Source organism: Pseudomonas sp. S3_B08 (genome assembly GCF_054667725.1).
Genome location: NZ_CP162750.1, coordinates 1 through 21,394, shown reverse-complemented (window position 1 = coordinate 21,394; position 21,394 = coordinate 1). Strand labels below are relative to the sequence as shown.

At 57.1% G+C, this 21,394-nt stretch carries 16 protein-coding genes and 1 pseudogene; 12 read left to right on the top strand and 5 right to left on the bottom strand.

The window, feature by feature from the left end:
- Positions 1 to 344 precede the first annotated feature (344 nt).
- The 10 genes and pseudogenes from AB4N73_RS00085 to AB4N73_RS00040 all read left to right on the top strand — a co-directional run bounded on the left by AB4N73_RS00085 (position 345) and on the right by AB4N73_RS00040 (position 12,809).
- Positions 345 to 860, top strand: a complete 516-nt coding sequence (locus tag AB4N73_RS00085; protein WP_007949952.1) for an Hcp family type VI secretion system effector — start codon at positions 345 to 347, stop codon at positions 858 to 860.
- A gap of 135 nt (positions 861 to 995) precedes the next feature.
- A complete protein-coding gene (locus AB4N73_RS00080) occupies positions 996 to 3,038 on the top strand; it encodes a type VI secretion system Vgr family protein (protein WP_056783140.1) in 2,043 nt (680 codons plus the stop codon).
- Complete coding sequence (locus tag AB4N73_RS00075; protein WP_056783139.1) at positions 3,028 to 3,765, top strand: DUF4123 domain-containing protein; 738 nt, start codon at positions 3,028 to 3,030, stop codon at positions 3,763 to 3,765. Before AB4N73_RS00080 ends, AB4N73_RS00075 begins: the two co-directional genes overlap by 11 nt.
- Positions 3,765 to 8,420 (top strand): RHS repeat-associated core domain-containing protein, encoded by a 4,656-nt coding sequence (locus AB4N73_RS00070; protein ID WP_460142768.1) that lies wholly within the window; start codon positions 3,765 to 3,767, stop codon positions 8,418 to 8,420. The genes AB4N73_RS00075 and AB4N73_RS00070 overlap by 1 nt, the downstream gene beginning before the upstream one ends.
- 3 nt (positions 8,421 to 8,423) lie before the next feature.
- The gene (locus tag AB4N73_RS00065; protein WP_041478175.1) at positions 8,424 to 8,726 is read left to right on the top strand and encodes a hypothetical protein; all 303 of its coding nucleotides are present in this window, start codon (positions 8,424 to 8,426) and stop codon (positions 8,724 to 8,726) included.
- 22 nt (positions 8,727 to 8,748) lie between these two features.
- Positions 8,749 to 10,376: pseudogene (locus AB4N73_RS00060) on the top strand (RHS repeat-associated core domain-containing protein); the annotation flags it as partial.
- Positions 10,376 to 10,666 carry a hypothetical protein gene (locus tag AB4N73_RS00055; protein WP_041478181.1) on the top strand — a complete coding sequence of 97 codons (291 nt, stop codon included), beginning with the start codon at positions 10,376 to 10,378 and terminating at the stop codon, positions 10,664 to 10,666. The pseudogene AB4N73_RS00060 and the gene AB4N73_RS00055, both read left to right, overlap by 1 nt.
- Positions 10,667 to 11,890 carry a hypothetical protein gene (locus tag AB4N73_RS00050; protein ID WP_256810787.1) on the top strand — a complete coding sequence of 408 codons (1,224 nt, stop codon included), beginning with the start codon at positions 10,667 to 10,669 and terminating at the stop codon, positions 11,888 to 11,890.
- Between the two features lie 178 nt (positions 11,891 to 12,068).
- Complete coding sequence (locus AB4N73_RS00045) at positions 12,069 to 12,356, top strand: barstar family protein (RefSeq protein WP_256810784.1); 288 nt, start codon at positions 12,069 to 12,071, stop codon at positions 12,354 to 12,356.
- Positions 12,357 to 12,464: 108 nt separating this feature from the next.
- Positions 12,465 to 12,809 carry a hypothetical protein gene (locus AB4N73_RS00040; protein ID WP_460142767.1) on the top strand — a complete coding sequence of 115 codons (345 nt, stop codon included), beginning with the start codon at positions 12,465 to 12,467 and terminating at the stop codon, positions 12,807 to 12,809.
- 124 nt (positions 12,810 to 12,933) lie between these two features.
- On the opposite strand, the gene AB4N73_RS00035 is transcribed toward AB4N73_RS00040, so the two are convergent.
- A complete protein-coding gene (locus tag AB4N73_RS00035) occupies positions 12,934 to 13,656 on the bottom strand; it encodes a tellurite resistance TerB family protein (RefSeq protein WP_095180453.1) in 723 nt (240 codons plus the stop codon).
- Between the two features lie 178 nt (positions 13,657 to 13,834).
- Positions 13,835 to 14,020 (bottom strand): hypothetical protein, encoded by a 186-nt coding sequence (locus AB4N73_RS00030; RefSeq protein WP_041478186.1) that lies wholly within the window; start codon positions 14,018 to 14,020, stop codon positions 13,835 to 13,837.
- Between the two features lie 403 nt (positions 14,021 to 14,423).
- Here AB4N73_RS00030 and AB4N73_RS00025 point away from each other — a divergent pair, with 403 nt between their 5' ends.
- On the top strand, positions 14,424 to 16,052 hold the full coding sequence (locus AB4N73_RS00025) for a glucan biosynthesis protein D (protein WP_460142766.1): 1,629 nt from the start codon (positions 14,424 to 14,426) through the stop codon (positions 16,050 to 16,052).
- Positions 16,053 to 16,229: 177 nt separating this feature from the next.
- Here AB4N73_RS00025 and AB4N73_RS00020 read toward each other — a convergent pair whose 3' ends face one another.
- The 3 genes from AB4N73_RS00020 to AB4N73_RS00010 all read right to left on the bottom strand — a co-directional run bounded on the left by AB4N73_RS00020 (position 16,230) and on the right by AB4N73_RS00010 (position 19,897).
- Positions 16,230 to 17,336: an NADH:flavin oxidoreductase/NADH oxidase gene (locus tag AB4N73_RS00020; protein WP_039759093.1), complete on the bottom strand. Its 1,107-nt coding sequence runs from the start codon at positions 17,334 to 17,336 to the stop codon at positions 16,230 to 16,232.
- 254 nt (positions 17,337 to 17,590) lie between these two features.
- Positions 17,591 to 19,300, bottom strand: a complete 1,710-nt coding sequence (recJ, locus tag AB4N73_RS00015; protein WP_460142765.1) for a single-stranded-DNA-specific exonuclease RecJ — start codon at positions 19,298 to 19,300, stop codon at positions 17,591 to 17,593.
- Between the two features lie 54 nt (positions 19,301 to 19,354).
- The gene (locus tag AB4N73_RS00010; RefSeq protein WP_007908961.1) at positions 19,355 to 19,897 is read right to left on the bottom strand and encodes a YaeQ family protein; all 543 of its coding nucleotides are present in this window, start codon (positions 19,895 to 19,897) and stop codon (positions 19,355 to 19,357) included.
- A 146-nt stretch (positions 19,898 to 20,043) separates the two neighbouring features.
- Here AB4N73_RS00010 and AB4N73_RS00005 point away from each other — a divergent pair, with 146 nt between their 5' ends.
- Positions 20,044 to 21,243 carry a CaiB/BaiF CoA transferase family protein gene (locus tag AB4N73_RS00005; protein ID WP_406228346.1) on the top strand — a complete coding sequence of 400 codons (1,200 nt, stop codon included), beginning with the start codon at positions 20,044 to 20,046 and terminating at the stop codon, positions 21,241 to 21,243.
- Positions 21,244 to 21,394 lie beyond the last annotated feature (151 nt).

The window sequence follows — 21,394 nt, the reverse complement described above, 5'->3', positions numbered from 1 at the left end:
GAGCGAGCCTGCTCGCGAAGGCAACACCGCGATCTCGGCAAATACCCAACTGCGCAAGAAGTTGCGCAGTTGGTCGTAATATTTCAGGGCCTGAATCCTCTGCAGCTCAAGCGGCGCAAGGCCTGCAGCCAAGTGCGCAAGAAGTTGCGCAGTACTGCGCAACTTCTTGCGCACTTTCTCCCGGTTATCCCGGTGAAAAACGCCGCGAATGGTCACCGACTACCGTGGCGTCCCCGCCATCCGGGCACCGCGCAAAACCTGGCACGCTCCTTGATAACTCTCAGCCACCCACCGGGCGATTTCGCCTCCGGGCACCCTAACTTTATCCGCAAGGAGAGCACCCCATGGCAACACCAGCGTACATGTCGGTTACCGGCGAAAAACAAGGCCTGATCACTGCCGGCGCTTTCACCGCCGACTCCGTTGGCAACACCTACCAGGAAGGCCACGAAGACCAGGTCATGGTTCAGGCTTTCACCCACGACGTGATCATCCCGCGTGACCCGCAATCCGGTCAGCCAACCGGTCAGCGCGTTCACAAGCCAGTTGTGATCACCAAGGTCTACGACAAGGCTTCGCCACTGCTGCAAGCAGCTCTGACTTCCGGCGAGCGCATGAGCGAAATCGTTATCCAGTGGTACCGCACTTCGGCTCAAGGCACCCAAGAGCACTACTACACCACCAAACTGGAAGACGCGATCATCGTCGCCATCAACAACAAAATGCACAACTGCCAGGATCCAGGCAACGCGCACTTCACCCACCTGGAAGAAGTGCAGTTCACCTACCGCAAAATCACCTGGACCCACGAAGTATCCGGTACTTCGGGTTCCGATGACTGGCGTGCTCCAGTCGTTTAATTACGGCTGACCGTTACACGCATCGGCCAGCTCTGCTGGTCGATGTTGTTTACGCCCCTCCAGAATTTCGCGTACGTTGAGCCGCTTTTTTTGCGGTCGTCGACGAGCGCCGCTGTACAGCACGAGGAACAAGGGATGTTCGCGCCGGCCAATGAAACCCACTTTGCCCTGACCATCGAAGGGCTTTCCGCCGACTTTCAGGTGTTTACCCTCACCGGCCGGGAAGCCATCAGCCAGCCTTTTGTCTTTGAGGTGGAGCTGGTCAGTGAGCAGCCGTCGCTGGACCTCGAAACCCTGCTGCACAAACCAGCGTTTCTGCAGCTGTCGCCCGACGGCAGCGGCATCCATGGCCAGATCTACCGCGCCGCGCAAGGCGATTCCGGCAAGCGTCTGACCCGTTATTCGGTGACGCTGCGCCCACAACTGGCTTACCTCGCGCACCGCATCAACCAGCGCATCTTCCAGAACCTCAGCGTGCCGAAGATCATCGGTCAGGTGCTGGAAGAGCACGGCATTCAAGGCAACGCCTACGAATTCAAGACCGGCTCGATCTATCCCGAACGCATCTACTGCGTGCAATACGACGAGTCGGACCTGCACTTCATCCAGCGCCTGTGCGAAGAGGAAGGCATTCACTTCCACTTCCAGCACAGCGCCAACGCGCACAAGTTGGTGTTCGGCGACGACCAGACGGTGTTCCCGAAGCTCAAGCCGGTGCCCTATCAGCAAGACTCCGGCATGGTCGCCAGCAACCCGGTGATCAAGCGTTTCGACCTGCGCCTGGAAACCCGCACCAGCCGCACCACGCGCCGCGATTACGATTTCGAAAAACCGCGCCTGACCCTGGAAAGCGAAAACCGTGGCGACGCCCTGCCCGACCTCGAAGACTACGATTACCCGGGCCGCTTCATCGACCGCGAGCGCGGCAAACATTTGGCCAAACGCGCCCTCGAACGTCATCGCAGCGACTTCCAATTGGCCGAAGGCAAGAGTGATCAGCCACTGCTGGTCAGCGGCCACTTTCTCGCCCTGACCGAACACCCGAAAGCCAAGTGGAACGACCTGTGGCTGCTCACCGAAGTGCTGCATGAAGGCAAGCAGCCGCAGGTGCTCGAAGAGTCGGTGACCAGCGACACCACGGCGCTGAAAGACGATTTCCACCAGGGCTACCGCAACCGCTTCCAGGCCACGCCGTGGGACGTGCCCAACCGCCCGCCGCTACGCCATCCGAAACCACGCATCCTCGGCAGCCAGAGCGCCGTGGTCACTGGCCCGAAAGGTGAAGAAATCCACTGCGACGAGTACGGCCGCGTCAAAGTCCAGTTTCACTGGGACCGCGAAGGTCAGGCCGACGACAAGACCAGCTGCTGGCTGCGCGTCTCCAGCGCCTGGGCCGGCGCCCAGTACGGCGGCATCGCCATCCCGCGCATCGGCATGGAAGTGCTGGTCACGTTCCTTGAAGGCGACCCCGATCAACCGCTGATCAGCGGCTGCCTGTACCACAAGGAAAACACCGTCCCCTATCCACTGCCGGCGAACAAGACCCGCAGCACCTTCAAGACCCTGAGCTCCATGGGCGGTGGCGGCTACAACGAACTGCGCATCGAAGACAAAAAAGGTCAGGAGCAGATCTACCTGCACGCCCAGCGCGACTGGGACGAAAACATCGAGCACGACCAGAAAATCCGCGTCGGCAACGAACGACACGACACCGTCGAAAAGAACAGCTACACCGAGCTCAAAGCCGAAGAACACCACACCGTCTACGCCGACCGCAAAGTCGAAACCCGCGCCAACGACCACCTTACCGTCGGCGTGAACCAGCACATCAAGATCGGCACCGGTCAGTTCATCGACGCCGGCCAGGAAATCCACCTTAGCAGTGGCATGAAGGTAGTGATGGAGGCTGGTGCGGAGCTGACCTTGGTGGGTGGCGGCAGCTTCATCAAGATCGATGCTGGCGGCGTGACCATGAGCGGGCCAGTGATCAACATGAACTCCGGCGGCAGCCCCGGCGTTGGAACGGGCGCCGCGCCATTGATGCCCGGCGTGCTGAAACAGGCGGATGCCGACAAGGCTGGCCAAGTCCTGACCCCGGCGCAGATCAACACCCTAAAACGTAACGCGCCGTTCTGTGAAGAATGCGAAAAATGCAAGGCAGGTGCCTGTGCCATCTGAACGAATCACCCCCAAAGACTGGCTGGCGCAACAGCCGCTGCAAAGCGGCGAGCGCTTGTATCTGGTCGTCAGCGCGGCCAGCGATGCCGACGCCCTGAAAACCCTGTACCTCACCGAACCCACCGCCCAGCTCATCCCGATCTGGGGCGGCACGCCCTACTCCACCTGGCAACCGGTGATGCCCTACCTCACCGAACTCAAAGCCAACTCCGCCTTCCTGCCATGGATCGCCGAAACCGACGCCCTCGACTGGGGCTGGCTGGCCGTATCGCGCTCAGAGCCAAACGAAGTGTTCGAACATCTGCGCAGCCTGACGCAGGTGAAAATGCCGGATGGCACCGAGGTGTTTTTCCGGTTTTGGGATGGCCGGCATATTTATCCGATTCTGCGGGGGCTTGGGGAGAAGGCTGGAGAAGTGCTGCCGGTGTTTGAGCGGTATCTGATCAATGGGCAGGCGCTGGAAGTCGGCACGCGGGTGGTGCCGAAGGTCAAGGACTGGCCGTGGTGGGAGGTGCCGAAGGGGTTGTTGGAAGGGTTGAGCAAGGACAATCCGGCGACGCTGGTCAGCAACCTGATGCAGTGGCTGGAAGAAGACCGCCCGGACCTCTACACCGCATGGCCCGAGAACAATCTGAAGCTGAAAATCACCCGCTTCGTGCGCCGCCCGGATGCGCCGCAAAATCTTAAAGAAGCATTGATAAACCACCTGATTCTGGAGCAAGGCTGATGGATCGCGTTGCCTTTGTTGACAACCAACTGAACACCTTCAAGGACAGTCTGAAGCTGTATCAGGAACAAACAAAAACCTGGTACGCACAGGCTCTCGACAAGGGTAGCCGTGCCGCGGACATGCCGTCCTTGTTGGGCATGGAGCGTGTCATCAAGGCGGGCAACACCAGTAAAACGGTGAGCATGACCGACGGTAACTTCACCTCGAACGTGGCTCAATGTCCGCTCAAGGGTCCGTTGCTGATCGAGAGCAAATTCGAATCGGTTTACGACATTCCCGTCGGCGATATCGAAGTCGAAATCGTGGCCGTGGACGGTGGTGCTGTCAGCAAGGTCAAACTCGACGCCCAAGGCAAAGCCGCATGGACCGGCGGTGTGCCCGGCAAGTTCTACACGATTCGCGTCCATAACGAAGTGACCCCGGCGCAGATCGACGCCCTCTTCAGTTCTTACAGCGGCGTGACTGCGGACCTTGAAGGTTTCCTGCGCAAGGAATGGGCCGGCTTCAAACCGCAATGGTCGAATCTTTCGACCTCCGGCACAGCCATGGCCATCGGCAACGGCATTCTTGAAGGTGGCTGGGAGGCCATCAAGGGTGTGTGGGACGGCATCAGCCTTGTGCTCGATATCCTCCAGGATCCGAAGAAATTCGCCAAGGATCTCGGCGCTGGCGCAGACGAGCTGATCAAAGTCGCTAAAAGCTCGCCGGACATCATGAAAAAAGCCATGTTGCTGGCCAGTGATGAAGCGGCCTTGTTTTTGCTGGTGCGCAGCGCGGTGATCTGGCTGGCGGGCTTGCCGCCGATGAAAATGGCAGGCGATGTAGCGAAGATGACCACGGCAATTGTGGTTGGCATTGCGATCGACATCGTGATCGGCGTGGTACTGACCATCGCGGCAGAAGGTACCGGCGTCATCTACCTTGCGGCCCGACTGAAGAAGTACGGAGAGCTTGTCATCAAGGCTGTGATCGGCTTCGTGAAGTCGGTGTTCAAGATCATCAACGGCTTTATGGAGTATGTCGCCAAGTACACCGCAGTGGCGGCCCGAGGGGTGACGGCGAAGGTCAGGAACGGGATTTCCGAGTTGCGTTTTGATGGGAAGCGTGTGACCACCGTCGAAACCCCGAAAACCCGGCACGATGCCCCTGCACAATCCAAGACCCCAGATGAAAAAAGCGCAACTTGCGCAAAGAACACTTGCACTAACGGCTGCCCGGTCTCCATGGTCACTGGCGAAGAGCTACTGACGCTGACCGATGGAGAGCTCGGAGGGGCTGTACCATTTAGCTGGACTCGTCTCTATAGAACCAGCGCAGCGGAAATCGATTGTGGGCTGGGTTTTGGCTGGAGCCACGCGTTAGCACAGCGGTTAGAAATCAACGTCGATGAAGTGGTATGGACCGATCATGAAAACCGGGTGATCACCTTCCCACTTCCAAGCATCCAACGCCCGGCGATAACCAATAGCCTCTCGGAAGCAGCCATCTTCATCGGGGACGATCCATCAGAACTTATTCTCACTCAGGCTGGTGAGCATGCTCAGTTCTATCACTTCCGCTACGATCGCAAAGGCGCAACACTGATAGCCATCAGTGACAAATACGACAACCGCCTTCATGTCACGCGCGATATTCACAGTCGGATCAAACGTATCGACAATGGTGCCGGTCGTGCCTTGCTGTTGCGCTACGATCGCACGCATATTGTGGCGGTCGACTATCAACAGTTCACACCAGCAGACAATCTGGAAGACGGATGGACCACTGTCCAGACGATAATCAGTTATGCCTACGACTCGCAACACCGCTTGATTGAAGCGAAAAACGCCGCTGGAGAAGCCGAGCGTTACGCCTATAACGATCAAAACGTCATTCTCGAGCGCCGTCTAGCCGGAGGTGCCAGCTTCTACTGGGAATGGGAAAGAGAGGGCAAATCTGCACGCTGTATTCATCACTGGGCGAACTTCTCGCAGATGGATACTCGCTACGTTTGGGATGATAAGGGAAGTGTCACTGTCACGAACGCAGACGGTAGCGAAGAGATATACACCCACGACGACCAAGCCCGACTGGTTGCTCAAATTGATCCGGACGGAGCCGAAAATCTCAAGGCATATGACGAAAAGGGACGCCTGATCGCAGAGCAAAATCCGCTCGGAGCTATCACCGAATACCGATACAGCGAATCAGGGCACCTGGTCGCAGTCATACCTCCAGAAGACGAACCAACCGGCTACGAGTACAGCCGTGGGTTCGTAAGTAAGGTTGTTCGCGGTAAAGCAGTCTGGAAATATCAGCGCAACAATCAAGGCGATATCACCCAACAGACAGATCCAGAAGGCAACACCACCTACTACAGCTATGACCGTCGGGGCCGCCTGCAGGAAATCGGCCTGCCCGATGGCAGCCGGCACCAGTTGGGCTGGAATAGTCTCGGCCAGCTTCTGGAAGAGCGCCTGCCCGATGGTAGTCAGCGCAAATACCGTTACGACGCACTCGGCCGGCAGATCACACGTCAGGACGAAAACGGTGCCATCACGCACTTCCAATGGGATGCCGCGAATCGCCTGGCACAAATTACTTTGCCCGGTGGAGCAACACGGGCATTTACATACAACGCATACGGTCGAGTCACCGCCGAACGCGACGAGCTCGGCCGTATCACCCGCTACGAATACGCCGACAATCTGCACCTCGTCAGCCGCCGCATCAATCCCGACGGCAGCCAACTGCGCTATCGCTACGACAACTCGCGCCTGCTGCTCACTGAAATTGAAAACGAGCGCGGCGAGCATTACCACCTCGATTACTACGCCAACGGCCTGATCCAACAGGAAACAGGCTTCGATGGTCGTCGGACTGCCTACGAGTACGACCTGAACGGCCAACTGCTGAAGAAAACCGAGTGCGGTGACGACGGTAGTGAACTGGTGACCGAATACCAGCGTGATGCCGCAGGCCGCTTGCTGGTCAAGACGCTGCCCGATGGTGACGAGATTCATTACAGCCACGATGCGCTCGGTCGCCTTGTCAATGTCGATGACGGTCATTGGCCGCTCGCCTATAAATACGATTTGCAAGACCGACTCATCGAAGAACACCAGGGCTGGGGCACTCTGCGCTACGAATACGACAGCGTCGGCCAGCTCAAGCACTGCCGCTTGCCCGATGGCAGCAAACTCGATTACCGCCACCAGCCTGGCGGGCAACTCAGCAGCATCGGCCTCAACGGCTCGCGCCTGACCAGCCACCAGTTCAGTGCCGGCCGCGAACAACAGCGCCAACAAGGCTTGCTGCTCAGCCAGTACCAATACGACGAACAGGGCCGCCTGCAAGCACACAGCGTCAGCCAGCGGGACAAGCACCTGTTCCAGCGTCGCTACAACTACGACGCCAACGGCAACCTCGCCGGAATCGACGACAGCCGCAAAGGCAACCGCAGCTATCACTACGACCCGCTGGATCGCCTGATCAGCGTGCGCGGCGCCATACCAGAGAGCTTCGCCCATGACCCGGCAGGCAACCTCCTCGGACAAAATGACCTGCCCGTTGCGAATCTCGCCAACGTCAAAGGCAATCGCCTGCTCATGCAAGGCGACCGCCACTACGATTACGACGCCTATGGCAACCTGACCCGTGAAAGTCGCGGCACCGGACAAAAACTCGTCACCGAATACCGCTACGATTGCCAACACCGCTTAATCGGCGTCAGCCTGCCGGGAGGCAGCAACGCATCTTACAAATACGACGCCTTCGGCCGCCGCATCGAGAAAACCGTCGACGGCCATACCACTGAATTCCTCTGGCAAGGCGAACGATTGATCGCCGAAAGCGCAGAAAATCGTTATCGCAGCTACATCTACGAACCGGGCAGCTTCCGCCCATTGGCAATGCTCGACGGCGAAGGCCCGCTAAAAGCGGCCCCGTTCTATTACCAACTCGACCACCTCGGCACACCGCAGGAACTCACCGACTACAGCGGCGAAATCATGTGGTCGGCAAAATACCGCGCCTACGGCAACCTCGCTGCGCTGGACATCAGCGAGATCGATAATCCGCTGCGTTTTCAAGGGCAGTATTTCGACGCCGAGACAGGGTTACATTACAACCGCCACCGCTATTACAATCCTGGGACTGGACGGTTTTTGACCCCGGATCCGATCAAGCTTGCGGGTGGGTTGAATAGCTACCAGTACGTGCCTAACCCTACGGGGTGGGTGGATCCCCTAGGGTTGAATACTTGTCCAGGCGGAGATAAATGCGTTCCGGGGCAAAGCGCTGAAATACCTGAAGGAAAAGCCAGGGTAAGCGATGGAGCCCCGCCTCCTCCCGACGTTCAATGGACAAATCATGGCAATAAACATGTGGCGCCTAAGGCTCCTTGGCCATCTGTTGTAAAATCGACCGCTAATGGAGGTGCAGCTAAATATCTACCCGGCACGGACATTGAAGCGTTAGAGCGGCACGCGTTTGCAAATGGTCAAGATGTTAACAACGGAAAACCATGGAAAGTAATTGACATGGGAAAAACCATAGGCGCCAATGACGGAAAAGAAACTCAGTACATGAGAGTGGAGTTAAGTGCAAACACAATACATGGACATCCAATATCAGAAGAATCGTTTAGAAAACTAACGAAAAAGAAGAAATGATTTATGAATCTTGAAAACATAAAAAAACTTGGTGGCAAGATAACTTTTGACGAAATATCCAGCCTAGTCGGATCGGATATTTCGCTCATTACAGATGAATTAAGGGAGGATCTTTTGCAAGCGCTACTCCCGCACGAGCAAACAATAGACATTGGTTGGTATCCCGAATTCAGTGAACACGGCGCCTTCAGAATCTCATTAATAGCAAATCAAAATTGGGCATCGCCTATATACACCGAAACGGCCAAAACCTGGGCCGATCTTGAAAAAGCGTTAGACCATACATTGAATAAAGTAAAAATTTAATGGATCGACGAGCTCGCGTTGACTAGCCAGCGTCGACGACGGTCGTTAGCCTTTCGCCTATAAATATGACTTGCAGACCAACTCATCGAGGAACACCAAGTCTGGGGCTCCTTGCGCTACGAATACGACAGCGTCGGCCAACTTAGCCACTGCCGTCTGCCGGATGGCTGCACGCTCGATTACCGTCATTTGTCCGGTGGACGCCTGAGCAGCATCGACCTCAATGGCTCACGCCTGACCAGCCACCAGTTCAACGCCGGTCGCGAACAACAGCGCCAGCAAGGTCTGTTACTCAGCCAATACCAATACGATGAACAGGGCCGCCTGCAAGCGCACAGCGTGAGCCAGCGGGACAAGCACCTGTTCCAGCGTCGCTACAACTACGATGCCAACGGCAACCTCGCCGGCATTAACGACAGCCGCAAAGGCAACCGCAGCTATCACTACGATCCACTGGATCGCCTGATCAGCGTACGCGGCGCCATACCAGAGAGCTTCGCCCATGACCCGGCAGGCAACCTCCTCGGCCAGAATGACCTGCCCGCAGCCAACCTCGCCAACGTCAAAGGCAATCGCCTGCTGATACAAGGCGACCGCCATTACGATTACGACGCCTACGGCAATCTGATCCGCGAGCGTCGCGGCACCGGCCAAAAGCTCATCACCGAATACCGCTACGACTGCCAACACCGCCTGATTGGCGTCAGCCTGCCGGGAGGCAGCACCGCATCTTACAAATACGACGCCTTCGGCCGCCGCATCGAGAAAACCGTCGACGGCCACACCACTGAATTCCTCTGGCAAGGCGAACGCCTCATCGCCGAAAGCGCCAAGAACCGCTACCGCAGCTATATCTACGAACCGGGCAGCTTCCGACCCTTGGCAATGCTCGACGGCGAAGGCCCGCTAAAAGCGGCCCCGTTCTATTACCAACTCGACCACCTCGGCACGCCGCAGGAACTGACCGACTACAGCGGCGAGATCATGTGGTCGGCGAAGTACCGCGCCTATGGCAACCTCGCCGCGCTGGACGTCAACGAAATCGATAACCCGCTGCGTTTTCAGGGTCAGTATTTCGACGCCGAGACAGGCTTACATTACAACCGCCACCGCTACTACAATCCGGGGACTGGCCGGTTCTTGACGCCGGATCCGATCAAGCTTGCGGGCGGGTTGAATAGCTACCAGTACGTGCCTAACCCTACTGGGTGGGTGGATCCTTTGGGGTTGAGTAGCGAATGTCCACAGAAGAAAGCTAAATCTAAGGGCGATATCGGTAACCCTTCCGAAAAAGCCAAGGTCAACGAAGGCGAACCAGCGACACCTTCCCCCGTCCCTCGCGGAGAAAGTACTACTCGTGTCCGGCACTACACCAACAGAAAAGGCTCTACTGGTATGGAAAGCGATGGTGTAATCCAAGCTCAGGATAACAATCGTGTTTACGTCGAACCCGCCAACAAGAAGCCGCTGAGCCAGCTTGATGCTGAAGAAAAATACCAAATTGGCAGAGGCCGCGGCCGGGATTACATTGAGACAGACGTACCTGACTCGCAGCTCGAATGGGTTAAAAACCCTAGGTATGGAACTATGGAGCTGACCATTAAAGGAAACTTAAAATTAGAGAACCCAACTTTTACTCGGAGAAAATAATGTTAGAAAAAAACAAGAAAATCATACTGACTGGCGAAGATGCTCTGGAAGCACTCGCAAATATTGAATTCATCATGATTTCCCTACATAAAATGGGAAGTTACTATAGCGACAAACCGGTTGAAGAATATCGAAAAGCTACAACCGAGTTCATTGACAATGAAAACGTAACTCAGCGACTAGCAAAAATCAGAACAATTATCAGCAAAAACTTTGACTCAACTCTTGGCGAGGATGACATGGATGACATAGAGCGTCATGTGGAGGGAATTGAATTCTGGAAGCCTTGAATGCTTAGCTGTACGAAGAAATCTGCTGAGCCGCCTGATATGCGTGAAAAATACGTCACTGAAACCTTCAAGGCGACTGTCAACTTAAACTCTCCATTCAAGAATAATGAAAAACAGAAAACTTATGCTCAACGCATAATCACCAGATCAAATCTCTGCGACCACTCTCACGGATTAAATAATCAAAGGACTGTTATCTTGAAACACTTAAGCCGCACTCTCACCTTGCTTCTAGCCCTTACCTTCTCCCTAAGCGCAAGCGCGCTGTCACTACGATCCGAACAACGTCCCGACGGCACAACTGTCTTGTTGCTTACAAACGAAGCCAGTCCAGAACGGGCTCACAAGCTCAACCAAGACCCGGCGGTTCGCTCTGCACTCGTTGATTTTTTTGGCTACCAAACCGGAAGTTACACCAATGACAATACGATGATCGTGCAGCAGGTTCTTGAAGCGCTCGACTCAGAAATGTCGACTTTTGTTGATGGTGTGCCTCCCGGCAGAAAAATGATCACTGCCATGGACGACGGTAACAACGGGTTCGAGCGCGCCGCATTGCTGCTGGACGACAAGGGGCAGTTGCTCGCCGTAGGACTGGTCAATGGCCACTGCATCGTCAAGTCTCGCGAGGAACCATTGACTTGTAACGATGCGCCGGAAACCGTGCTGACTATTTTCCAGCCAGAAGGCGCCGGCAAGTCTGACGCCGATGCTTTGATCCCCTGGAGTAAGCAACTGCCTCCTATGATGGCGCTGTGGGCGGAGAGTGACGATCCAGAACGCCGAGCCGCTGCGCAGAAGATTGCCCACGTTGAGTACATCGTGACTCAGCCGAAACAGGGAGCCTGGACTGCGGCTCAATTACCTTCCGATTTTCCAAAAGCGATGCTGCCGTTGCTTCCGCAGCGAGCTCACTTGATTGGCGCCGGCGCTCACGGTGTCTTTACGACACCGGGTATGGAGGGCACGTCAATTGACGGTGACTGGGACAAAATAGCCGGACGCCCTCAGCATGAATATGAGGTCATTCTCAGGACTTTTACCGAATACGCGGATGTTATCGACTTCTATCAGCAACATGCAAAGGACGCCGAAGTCAGCGGCAACGAGCGCAAAGCGCTCGTTGAAGGCCGCATCAATGGTGGTACCTATAAAGTAGAAATCACCAATAGAAAAGAAGCCGGCACAGTGATCACGTTTTCCGCTTGGCGGCAGGAGGTCTAATTCATCTCTGAAGACAGAGCGATCATGTGGTCGCTTTGTCTTCTGAGCAAAAGGGACTGAGTAAAAGAGGACAGATTTCTTTCTTCAAACTGAATATAAATCTGTCCCCTTTTCTTAAGGCAGGCTGCTCAGAGCGGATGGGCGCTGTCAGCCCAATAGGAAAGTGGAAATAACCTGAATGATAATTGAACTTGACGGCCTATCCATTTCTTCCGAGCAGGATTTCCACAAGCGGATAGCTTCTGCATTTTTTTGGGCTCAGTACTATGGAAACAACCTAAATTCTCTGTGGGATTTGCTCAGTACGGACGTGGAGCGTCCGATTGAAATAGTATGGAAAAATTCGAAAGAATCTGAACAAAGCATGGGCGAAACTTTTAAAAAAATGATATTTATATTCGAGCAAACAGAAAATCAGGACATATCCCTGGGCTTAGATGAAAAATTCGAATACAAATTAAAGTAAAAAAAATTGATACTTGCCAGCGCATTTATTCAACGCTGCAGTAAGCACGATTATCGTTTGAATGATCAGAGCAAAGTATTCACGAATGCAAAGATTCGGAGAGACCCAATGAGATCAAAACTCGAATACAAACTCCAACCCATCCGAGTACCAAGCGGCTGGACAATAACAATCAACAATCTGTTTGAGGTGGAGCTGACACCGGAGACTTGCAACTGGTTCTCTAGTTCGGTACTGATCGGAGGAGTCCGCCAGAGTACCGGCCATTGCTTTGACATGAGAGTCGAGCCCGAAGGGGATCCCGACGGAGAATTTGTGATTGATATGCTAACGATCGAATACGATAGAAGAGGTGAGCCAATCAAAAACTCCGAAAAGTTTCTAGGTGAATTCAGAACCAAAAGCAAAATCGAATTCATTGAAAGAATTGAAGATTTTATGATTGAGGCTTGATTACATCATTGTTCACGAATCAAAAAGATTAAAAACGGCTTTCCGAGCTAAATCTGTATTGACGCCTCAATAAGCGACACAGGAAAAATCGCAGCACAACACTGCGATTTCTCACCCCATAGAATCAATCTGCCGCCAACCGCACCTGCCTCTCCAACTCCACCTTCAACCCCGGCTCCAGCTTCAACTGCCGTGCCAGTTCATCCAGATAACTCTTCTCCATAAAATTCTCCTCATCCACCAGCATCACACTGGCGATGTACATCTCCGCCGCCATTTCCGGCGTGCTTGCCGCGCGGGCGACGTCGGTGGGGTCGAGTGGTTTGTTGAGTTCGGCGTGGAGCCAGTGTTGCAGCTCCTGGTCGTTGTCGAGTTTGGTGAATTCGCCTTCGATCAGTTCGCGCTCGCGCTCGTCGATGTGGCCGTCGGCCTTGGCGGCGGCGACCAGGGCTTTGAGGATGGCCTGGCTGTGTTCTTCGACTTGCGCGGGTGGCAGGCGGTCGAGGGTTTGTGGTTCGCGTTGGGGTGCGCTGCCTTTTTGGGCGTTGTAGTTGCCGTAGGCCTTGTAAGCCAGTACGCCCAGCGCGGCGAGGCCGCCGTAGATGGCGACTTTGCCGCCGACCTTGCGGACTTTTTTGTTGCCGAGCAGCAGGCCCATCGCGCCCGCGGCCAATGCGCCGCCGCCCGCGCCGGACAGCAGGCCGCCGAGGCCGCTGGAGCCAGACGAGCCACCGAGCAAACCGCCCAGTCCGCTGGCAGCCGACTTGTTGGAAGCGCCACCAGTCTTGTTCTGCAGCATTTCCTGCCCGGACTTGAGCAGTTGATCGAGCAATCCACGGGTGTTCATGTTCCGTCTCCAAACAAGGGTTATCCGGATCTAAGGCCCTCAGCCTAGTTCGAAAGTGCCCCAAACCGCCCCGTGAGTGTGCTTCGAGATGTTGCTCGCCACTCAGAAGGGCATGTTTCGAGCGTTACGCAAATGAAAAAGGGGCAGGCTTCTCGGCCTGCCCCTTCTCCCCTCCCCCTTAGAATCGCGAAACACTCCGCATCGCATCCACCAGATAGCGCATGGCGATCCGGTCGCTTTCCGATAGTTCTCGATAACGCTCCACAAGTTTCAATTCTTCGGAATTGAGGCGGCGTCTTCTGCGCCCGCCGCCCAAGCAAGGGAAGATGCCCAACATTTCGGTGATGCTCTGTATTTTTGCCATGGACGATGTCCTTCTCTATTGAGTCAAGAAACTGCTGAACCTCACATCGCCCTGCCTCTTCGAGCAGCGTCGTGTGCCCCGCCGGCACGAAGGCTTGTATCCGGTCTTGCCCATAGAATAGGAATTAAATCGGCGTTGAAAAGCGGTTTTTAGAGTAATTAATCGAAAAAAGCAGATATGCCCTCTAAATCAGAGAGCCCTGTCAGAAAAATTACAGACATGTCTTGTTTCATTGCCAGGTGACGCAACGCAAACAAGCCTTTTTGCCCGACAATCGAACCGATTAAGCTAGCGGGCATCTGTTTATAGTCCGTTGCGTTTGGCCGAAGGCATGACCGAACCGTAATTTCCGATCCGACAGGTGCCAGGAACGGCGCTGGATTGCACACGACAGGTTGTATTTATGCACCGCAGGAATTTGCTCAAAGCGTCCATGGCCATTGCGGCCTATACCGGTCTTTCCGCGTCGGGCCTGTTGGCCGCCCGCGCTTGGGCAGCCAATGGCGGCGCCGCCGATGGCGAGGCTCAGGCCTTCGATTTCGAGTCGTTGAAGCGTCAGGCCAAGCAGCTCGCCGGCAGTGCCTATCAGGATACGAAACAGGTGTTGCCGCCAACCCTGGCGACCATGACTCCGCAGAACTTCAACGCGATCCGCTACGACGGCGAGCATTCCTTGTGGAAGGAAAACAAAGGTCAGCTGGACGTGCAGTTCTTCCACGTCGGCATGGGTTTCCGTCAGCCGGTGCGCATGTACAGCGTTGATCCGAAGACGCGCATGGCGCGCGAGGTGCATTTCCGTCCGGCGCTGTTCAATTACGAGAACACTTCGGTCGACACTCAGCAGCTCAAGGGCGATCTGGGTTTTGCCGGCTTCAAGCTGTTCAAGGCGCCGGAGCTGGATCGGCATGACGTGGTGTCGTTTCTCGGCGCCAGCTATTTCCGTGCGGTCGATGCTACTGGCCAATATGGCCTCTCCGCGCGCGGCCTGGCCATCGACACTTACGCGAAGAAACGCGAAGAGTTTCCCGACTTCACCAAGTTCTGGTTCGAGACGCCTGACAAGAACGCCACGCGTTTTGTGGTCTACGCCCTGCTCGACTCGCCGAGCGCGACCGGCGCCTATCGCTTTGACATCGATTGCCAGGCCGAGCGCGTGGTCATGGAAATCGACGCGCACATCAACGCCCGCACCACCATCGAACAGTTGGGCGTGGCGCCGATGACCAGCATGTTCAGCTGCGGCACCCACGAACGGCGCATGTGCGACACCATTCATCCGCAGATTCACGACTCCGATCGCCTGGCAATGTGGCGCGGCAATGGCGAGTGGATCTGCCGTCCGTTGAACAATCCGGCAAAGCTGCAATTCAATGCATTTGCCGACAAGGACCCGAAGGGTTTCGGCCTGGTGCAGACCGACCACGAATTCGCCAACTATCAGGACACTGTCGACTGGTACAGCAAGCGCCCGAGCCTGTGGGTAGAACCTACAACCGCCTGGGGCGAAGGCTCTATCGATCTGCTGGAAATTCCTACGACCGGCGAGACGCTGGATAACATCGTCGCCTTCTGGACGCCGAAGAAACCCGTGGCTGCCGGTGATTCGCTGAACTACGGGTACAAGCTCTACTGGAGCGCCCTGCCACCGGTCGGCACGCCACTGGCGCGAGTGCACGCGACGCGTTCGGGCATGGGCGGCTTCACCGAGGGCTGGGCGCCGGGTGAGCACTACCCGCCGGTCTGGGCGCGGCGCTTTGCCGTGGACTTCACCGGTGGCGGCCTCGAGCGCCTGCCACAGGGCACCGGGATCGAGCCGGTGATTACCTGTTCCAACGGCAAGGTGCAGGACTTCAGCGTGCTGGTGCTGGATGACATCAAGGGCTACCGGATTCTGTTCGATTGGTATCCGACCAATGACAGTGTCGAGCCAGTGGAACTGCGCCTGTTCATTCGCACCAATGACCGCACGTTGAGCGAGACCTGGCTGTACCAGTATTTCCCGCCGGCGCCGGACAAGCGTAAATACCCTTGAGGTTCTAAGGCGGCTGTTCTGGCGTCATTCGCGAGCAGGCTCGCTCCCACAGGGGTCCGCATTCCTATTGTGGGAGCGAGCCTGCTCGCGAAGAGGCCCGCCTGACAACGCAAAATTGTGCCGAATAGAAAAGCCCCGACCCTCACCGGCTAGGGGCTTTTCCTTTCCAGCCTTCAATCAATCGCGCAAATCCGATTCATGAATCGGCTGGTCGCGATGGGTCGCGCGCTGATACTGCGCCGGCCACACCGCTTTGCGCCCACCCAGATCATCGTCGGCATGCAGCGGCCAGTACGGATCGCGCAGCAGCTCTCGGGCGAGGAAAATGATATCGGCCTGACAGGTACGCAGAATGTGCTCGGCCTGGGCCGGCTCGGTAATCATTCCGACAGTACCGGTGGCGATGCCTGACTCTTTGCGCACACGCTCGGCGAAGCGCGTCTGATATCCGGGTCCAACCGGGATTTCCGCGTTTGCAGCAGTCCCTCCTGAAGACACGTCAATGAGATCGGCGCCCAGCGTATGAAGGCGGCGCGCAAGCTCCACGGTCTCATCCGGATTCCAGCCATCTTCGACCCAATCGGTCGCCGAGACGCGGACAAACACCGGTAATTCCTCCGGCCATACCGCCCTCACCGCTTCAGTGACTTGCAGCACCAGACGGATACGATTCTCGAACGAACCACCGTACTGATCGCGGCGTTGATTGCTCAGCGGCGAGAGAAACTGATGCAGCAGATAGCCATGCGCAGCATGCACCTCGACCACGCTGAAACCCGCCGTCAGCGCGCGTTTTGCCGCGTCGACAAAGGCCTGGATCACTTCGGCGATCTGCCCTTCATCCAGCTGCTTGGGTTGGGTGTGCTGCGGGTCGAAAGCAATCGGCGATGGCCCGACCGGGGTCCAGCCGCCGTCCTCGGGTTTGACACTGCCATGCTTGCCGATCCACGGCCGGTGGGTGCTGGCCTTGCGCCCGGCGTGGGCCAGTTGAATACCGGCGACCGCGCCCTGGGCGGTGATGAAGCGAGTGATGCGTTGCAGCGGTTCGATCTGTTCGTCGTTCCACAGTCCAAGGTCTTCGGCGGTGATGCGTCCGTCGGCGGTAACCGCCGTGGCTTCGGTAAAAACCAGACCGGCACCGCCCACCGCGCGGCTGCCCAAGTGCACCAGATGCCAGTCGTTGGCCAGGCCGTCGACGCTGGAGTACTGACACATCGGCGACACGGCGATGCGGTTGGGCAGGGTCAGTTGGCGAAGAGTAAAGGGTTCAAGCAGCAGACTCATGGGGCACCTCTCGAATCAGTGGGCAGGCTCCAGGGTTCTGTTTGAAAAGTCGACGAGTGACAGAAAAAGGGTGCAGCACCCGCCCCCGCGGGCAAAAATTCGACAAGACGTCACAAGGCCAATCAAGCAGTGCTTAGAGCCTAGTCGACAACGGGGGATCTTGGGGGTTCCAGAAAAGATCGCAGCCTTCGGCAGCTCCAACAGAGGAATGCGATCCCCTGTAGGAGCTGCCGAAGGCTGCGATCTTTTGATCTTCAGCGCGGTTCGATATGAGCAATCATCAACTGCACAGTCTCGTTGCCACGAAACTCGTTAACGTCGAGCTTGTAAGCCAGTTCAACCCATTGAATCGTCGGGTTCGGCCACACATCGCGATCAATGCCAAACGCGATGCCATCGAGCTTCACCGAACCGCATTCGCTTTTCAGCACCACTTTCAAATGCCGTTCGCCGACCACGCGCTGCTCGACCAGTTGAAACACACCGTGAAACAGCGGCTCGGGAAAATGCTGCCCCCACGGCCCGGCTTGGCGCAAGGCGCGAGCCAGTTCGAGATGAAACTCTTCAACGGCCAGCGTGCCGTCCGACAACATGCGCCCGGTGAGGTCTTCTTCGCGAAGTTGCCTACGCACTTCAGCGTCAAATGCCTCGGCGAACAGCTGAAAATTCTCCTGCGGCAAGGTCAGACCAGCGGCCATCGCATGACCACCGTACTTGGCGATCAGGTTCGGATGCTGCGCCGCGACCACACTCAGCGCATCGCGAATATGGAAGCCCTGCACCGAGCGACCGGAGCCCTTGAGCAGACCATCACCGGCATCGGCGAAGGCAATGGTCGGGCGGAAATAGCGCTCTTTCATGCGCGAGGCGAGGATGCCGATCACGCCCTGATGCCACTCCGGATCGAACAGGCACAGACCAAACGGCATCGACTCGACCGGCAGATCCTTGAGCTGCGCCAGCGCTTCACGCTGCATGCCCTGCTCGATGGATTTGCGATCCTGGTTCATGCCGTCCAGTTGCGCAGCCATTTCCCGCGCCAGATTGGCGTCGGCCGTGAGCAGGCATTCGATGCCCAGGCTCATGTCGTCCAGACGTCCGGCGGCGTTCAGGCGCGGGCCGACGATGAAACCCAGGTCGGTGGAAGTGATCCGCGCAGCCTCTCGCTTGGCGACTTCGAGAATCGCCTTGATCCCCGGCCGTGCCCGGCCGGCGCGAATCCGCTCCAGCCCTTGATGCACAAGAATGCGGTTGTTGGCATCCAGCGGCACCACGTCGGCGACGCTGCCCAGCGCCACCAGATCGAGCAGTTCGCCGATGTTCGGTTGTGGCTTGCTCTCGTACCAGCCGAGGCTGCGCAGACGCGCGCGCAACGCCATGAGTACGTAAAAGATCACCCCGACGCCGGCCAGCGCTTTGCTCGGAAATTCGCAGCCCGGCTGATTCGGATTGACCAGCGCATCAGCCTGCGGCAGTTCATCGCCGGGCAAATGGTGGTCGGTGATCAACACCTTCAGTCCGGCGCGCTTGGCCGCCGCGACGCCTTCGACACTGGAAATACCATTGTCGACGGTGATCAATAATTGCGGTTCACGGGTCAGCGCGACTTCGACGATTTCCGGCGTCAGGCCGTAGCCGTATTCGAAGCGGTTCGGCACCAGGTAATCGACATGCGCCGCGCCCAACAGGCGAAGACCGAGCACACCGACAGTGCTGGCGGTGGCGCCGTCCGCGTCGAAGTCGCCGACGATCAGAATGCGCTGGCGTTGCTCCAATGCCGTCACCAGCAGGTCAACCGCCGCATCGATGCCTTTGAGCTGCTGGAACGGGATCAAGCGCGCCAGACTTTTGTCCAGCTCCGCCTCCGACTGCACGCCCCGCGCCGCGTACAGGCGGGTCAGCAGTGGCGGCAGATCACCGAGGAAAGGCAGCGTGGCAGGCAATTCACGAGGTTCGATACGCATGGGGCGACGGAGGCTTCTCTTTGATTCGTGGGAAATATCAGCGGTGTCGCGACCTCAGCCGCGCTCACCTTGCAGCCATTGCAACTGGACTTCGTGCTGACCGCGATCGTCGGTGACGAAGATCGTGCCTTCGCTGATCATCACGTCCCACTTGATGACGCGGGGCATGTCCTTGGCCAGGGTCTCCAGCACTTCTTGCGGGACGGCGGCGATGTTGACGTTTTTCAGGTTCTTGATCGCCGGGATCACCTTGGTTTCCCACACACGCAGGCTGCCGTAGGCCAGCAGGCTGGTGCGTTCGGTGCGGCGCGAGCACCAGGTCAGGCGATCGGCATCCGGCTGGCCGACTTCGATCCAGTGCAGGACACGGTCGTCCAGGCTCTTTTCCCACAAGGCCGGTTCATCCACGTCTGACAGACCACGGCCGAACGACAGCTGCTCGTTGTACCAGAGCGCGTAGGCCAGCAGCCGCACAGTCATGCGTTCTTCGGTCTCCGAAGGATGACGGGCGATAGTCTGCTTGACGCTTTCGTAGACGCTGCGGTCGAGGTCGGTGAGGTTCAGTTCGAATTTGTAGGTAGTGGACGGCTGTGCCATGAACGGGCTTCTTGATACGAGGAAAGTCGGCAAGTCTAACCGATGCCACAGGCAATCATCGAATTGATGGCAATCCAGCTGCGGCGTCTGACAGCCGGCTATGTTAAAACCCTGTATCCGTTCAGCCTTGTCCTACAGGATTTCGCATGCCGTTCACCAGCAAACCGCTCTCGGGTCTGAAAGTCATTGAATTGGGTACGTTGATTGCCGGGCCGTTTGCCACGCGCATTTGCGGCGAATTCGGCGCCGAAGTGATCAAGATCGAATCGCCGGACGGCGGCGATCCCCTGCGCAAATGGCGCAAGTTGTACGAAGGCACCTCGTTGTGGTGGTTTGTCCAGGCGCGCAACAAGAAGTCGCTGACCCTCAATCTGAAACACCCCGACGGTTTGGCGATCCTGAAACAACTGCTGGGCGAAGCCGACATCCTCATCGAGAATTTCCGCCCCGGCGTCCTGGAAAAACTCGGTCTGAGCTGGGAAACCCTGCACGCACTGAACCCGAAACTGGTGATGGTGCGCCTCTCCGGTTTCGGTCAGACCGGGCCGATGAAAGATCAGCCCGGCTTCGGCGCTGTCGGCGAATCCATGGGCGGTTTGCGTTACATCACCGGTTTCGAAGACCGGCCGCCAGTGCGCACCGGGATTTCCATCGGCGATTCGATTGCCGCGCTGTGGGGCGTGATCGGTGCACTGATGGCGCTGCGTCATCGCGAGGTCAATGGCGGACTGGGCCAAGTGGTCGACGTTGCGCTGTACGAAGCTATCTTCGCGATGATGGAAAGCATGGTGCCGGAGTTCGACGTCTTCGGTTTCATCCGCGAGCGCAGCGGTAACATCATGCCGGGCATCACGCCCTCTTCGATCCACACCAGTGCCGACGGCAAACATGTACAGATCGGCGCCAATGGTGATGCGATCTTCAAACGCTTCATGCTCGTGATTGGCCGCGCAGATCTTGCCAACGACCCGGTGCTGGCCAGTAACGACGGACGTGACAGTCGCCGGGACGAGTTGTATGGCGTGATTGATCGCTGGGTCAATTCCTTACCGCTGCAGACCGTTCTCGACTTGCTCAATCAGGCCGACGTACCGGTCAGCCGGATCTTCAGCGCCGAGGACATGTTCAACGATCCGCAATACCTGGCGCGGGAGATGTTCCTGCATGCCAAGCTGCCGGACGGCAAGGATTTCAAGATGCCCGGCATCGTGCCGAAGCTGTCGGAAACGCCGGGCTCGTCCGAATGGGTCGGACCGCAGCTTGGCGAACACAATGCGCAGGTGCTTGGCGATCTGGGCTACGACGCGGCGCAAATCGCTCGGCTGCGCGAAGACGGGGCCATTTGAACAACGCTGGAGGTTTGGTTTTCGAGCAGAAAACTGCGCACAGGGCAAACGCCGGGCAAAAGAAACCCCGAGAAGTGGGGAGACAAATCGGGGTTAAACGGGGTCTGCTTCGAGACCCGTAGCAGCAAGCGACAAGCACCGGAGCACAATG

What these genes read in the sequence shown, in the direction of transcription:
- AB4N73_RS00030 (WP_041478186.1), bottom strand. Translation starts at nt 14,020, where the DNA reads ATGGCAAAAATACAGAGCATCACCGAAATGTTGGGCATCTTCCCTTGC.
- AB4N73_RS00020 (WP_039759093.1), bottom strand. Translation starts at nt 17,336, where the DNA reads ATGAGTCTGCTGCTTGAACCCTTTACTCTTCGCCAACTGACCCTGCCC.
- AB4N73_RS00010 (WP_007908961.1), bottom strand. Translation starts at nt 19,897, where the DNA reads ATGGCACAGCCGTCCACTACCTACAAATTCGAACTGAACCTCACCGAC.
- AB4N73_RS00035 (WP_095180453.1), bottom strand. Translation starts at nt 13,656, where the DNA reads ATGAACACCCGTGGATTGCTCGATCAACTGCTCAAGTCCGGGCAGGAA.
- AB4N73_RS00070 (WP_460142768.1), top strand. Translation starts at nt 3,765, where the DNA reads ATGGATCGCGTTGCCTTTGTTGACAACCAACTGAACACCTTCAAGGAC.
- AB4N73_RS00065 (WP_041478175.1), top strand. Translation starts at nt 8,424, where the DNA reads ATGAATCTTGAAAACATAAAAAAACTTGGTGGCAAGATAACTTTTGAC.
- AB4N73_RS00005 (WP_406228346.1), top strand. Translation starts at nt 20,044, where the DNA reads ATGCCGTTCACCAGCAAACCGCTCTCGGGTCTGAAAGTCATTGAATTG.
- AB4N73_RS00040 (WP_460142767.1), top strand. Translation starts at nt 12,465, where the DNA reads ATGAGATCAAAACTCGAATACAAACTCCAACCCATCCGAGTACCAAGC.
- AB4N73_RS00025 (WP_460142766.1), top strand. Translation starts at nt 14,424, where the DNA reads ATGCACCGCAGGAATTTGCTCAAAGCGTCCATGGCCATTGCGGCCTAT.
- AB4N73_RS00050 (WP_256810787.1), top strand. Translation starts at nt 10,667, where the DNA reads ATGCTTAGCTGTACGAAGAAATCTGCTGAGCCGCCTGATATGCGTGAA.
- AB4N73_RS00085 (WP_007949952.1), top strand. Translation starts at nt 345, where the DNA reads ATGGCAACACCAGCGTACATGTCGGTTACCGGCGAAAAACAAGGCCTG.
- AB4N73_RS00080 (WP_056783140.1), top strand. Translation starts at nt 996, where the DNA reads ATGTTCGCGCCGGCCAATGAAACCCACTTTGCCCTGACCATCGAAGGG.
- AB4N73_RS00045 (WP_256810784.1), top strand. Translation starts at nt 12,069, where the DNA reads ATGATAATTGAACTTGACGGCCTATCCATTTCTTCCGAGCAGGATTTC.
- recJ (WP_460142765.1), bottom strand. Translation starts at nt 19,300, where the DNA reads ATGCGTATCGAACCTCGTGAATTGCCTGCCACGCTGCCTTTCCTCGGT.
- AB4N73_RS00055 (WP_041478181.1), top strand. Translation starts at nt 10,376, where the DNA reads ATGTTAGAAAAAAACAAGAAAATCATACTGACTGGCGAAGATGCTCTG.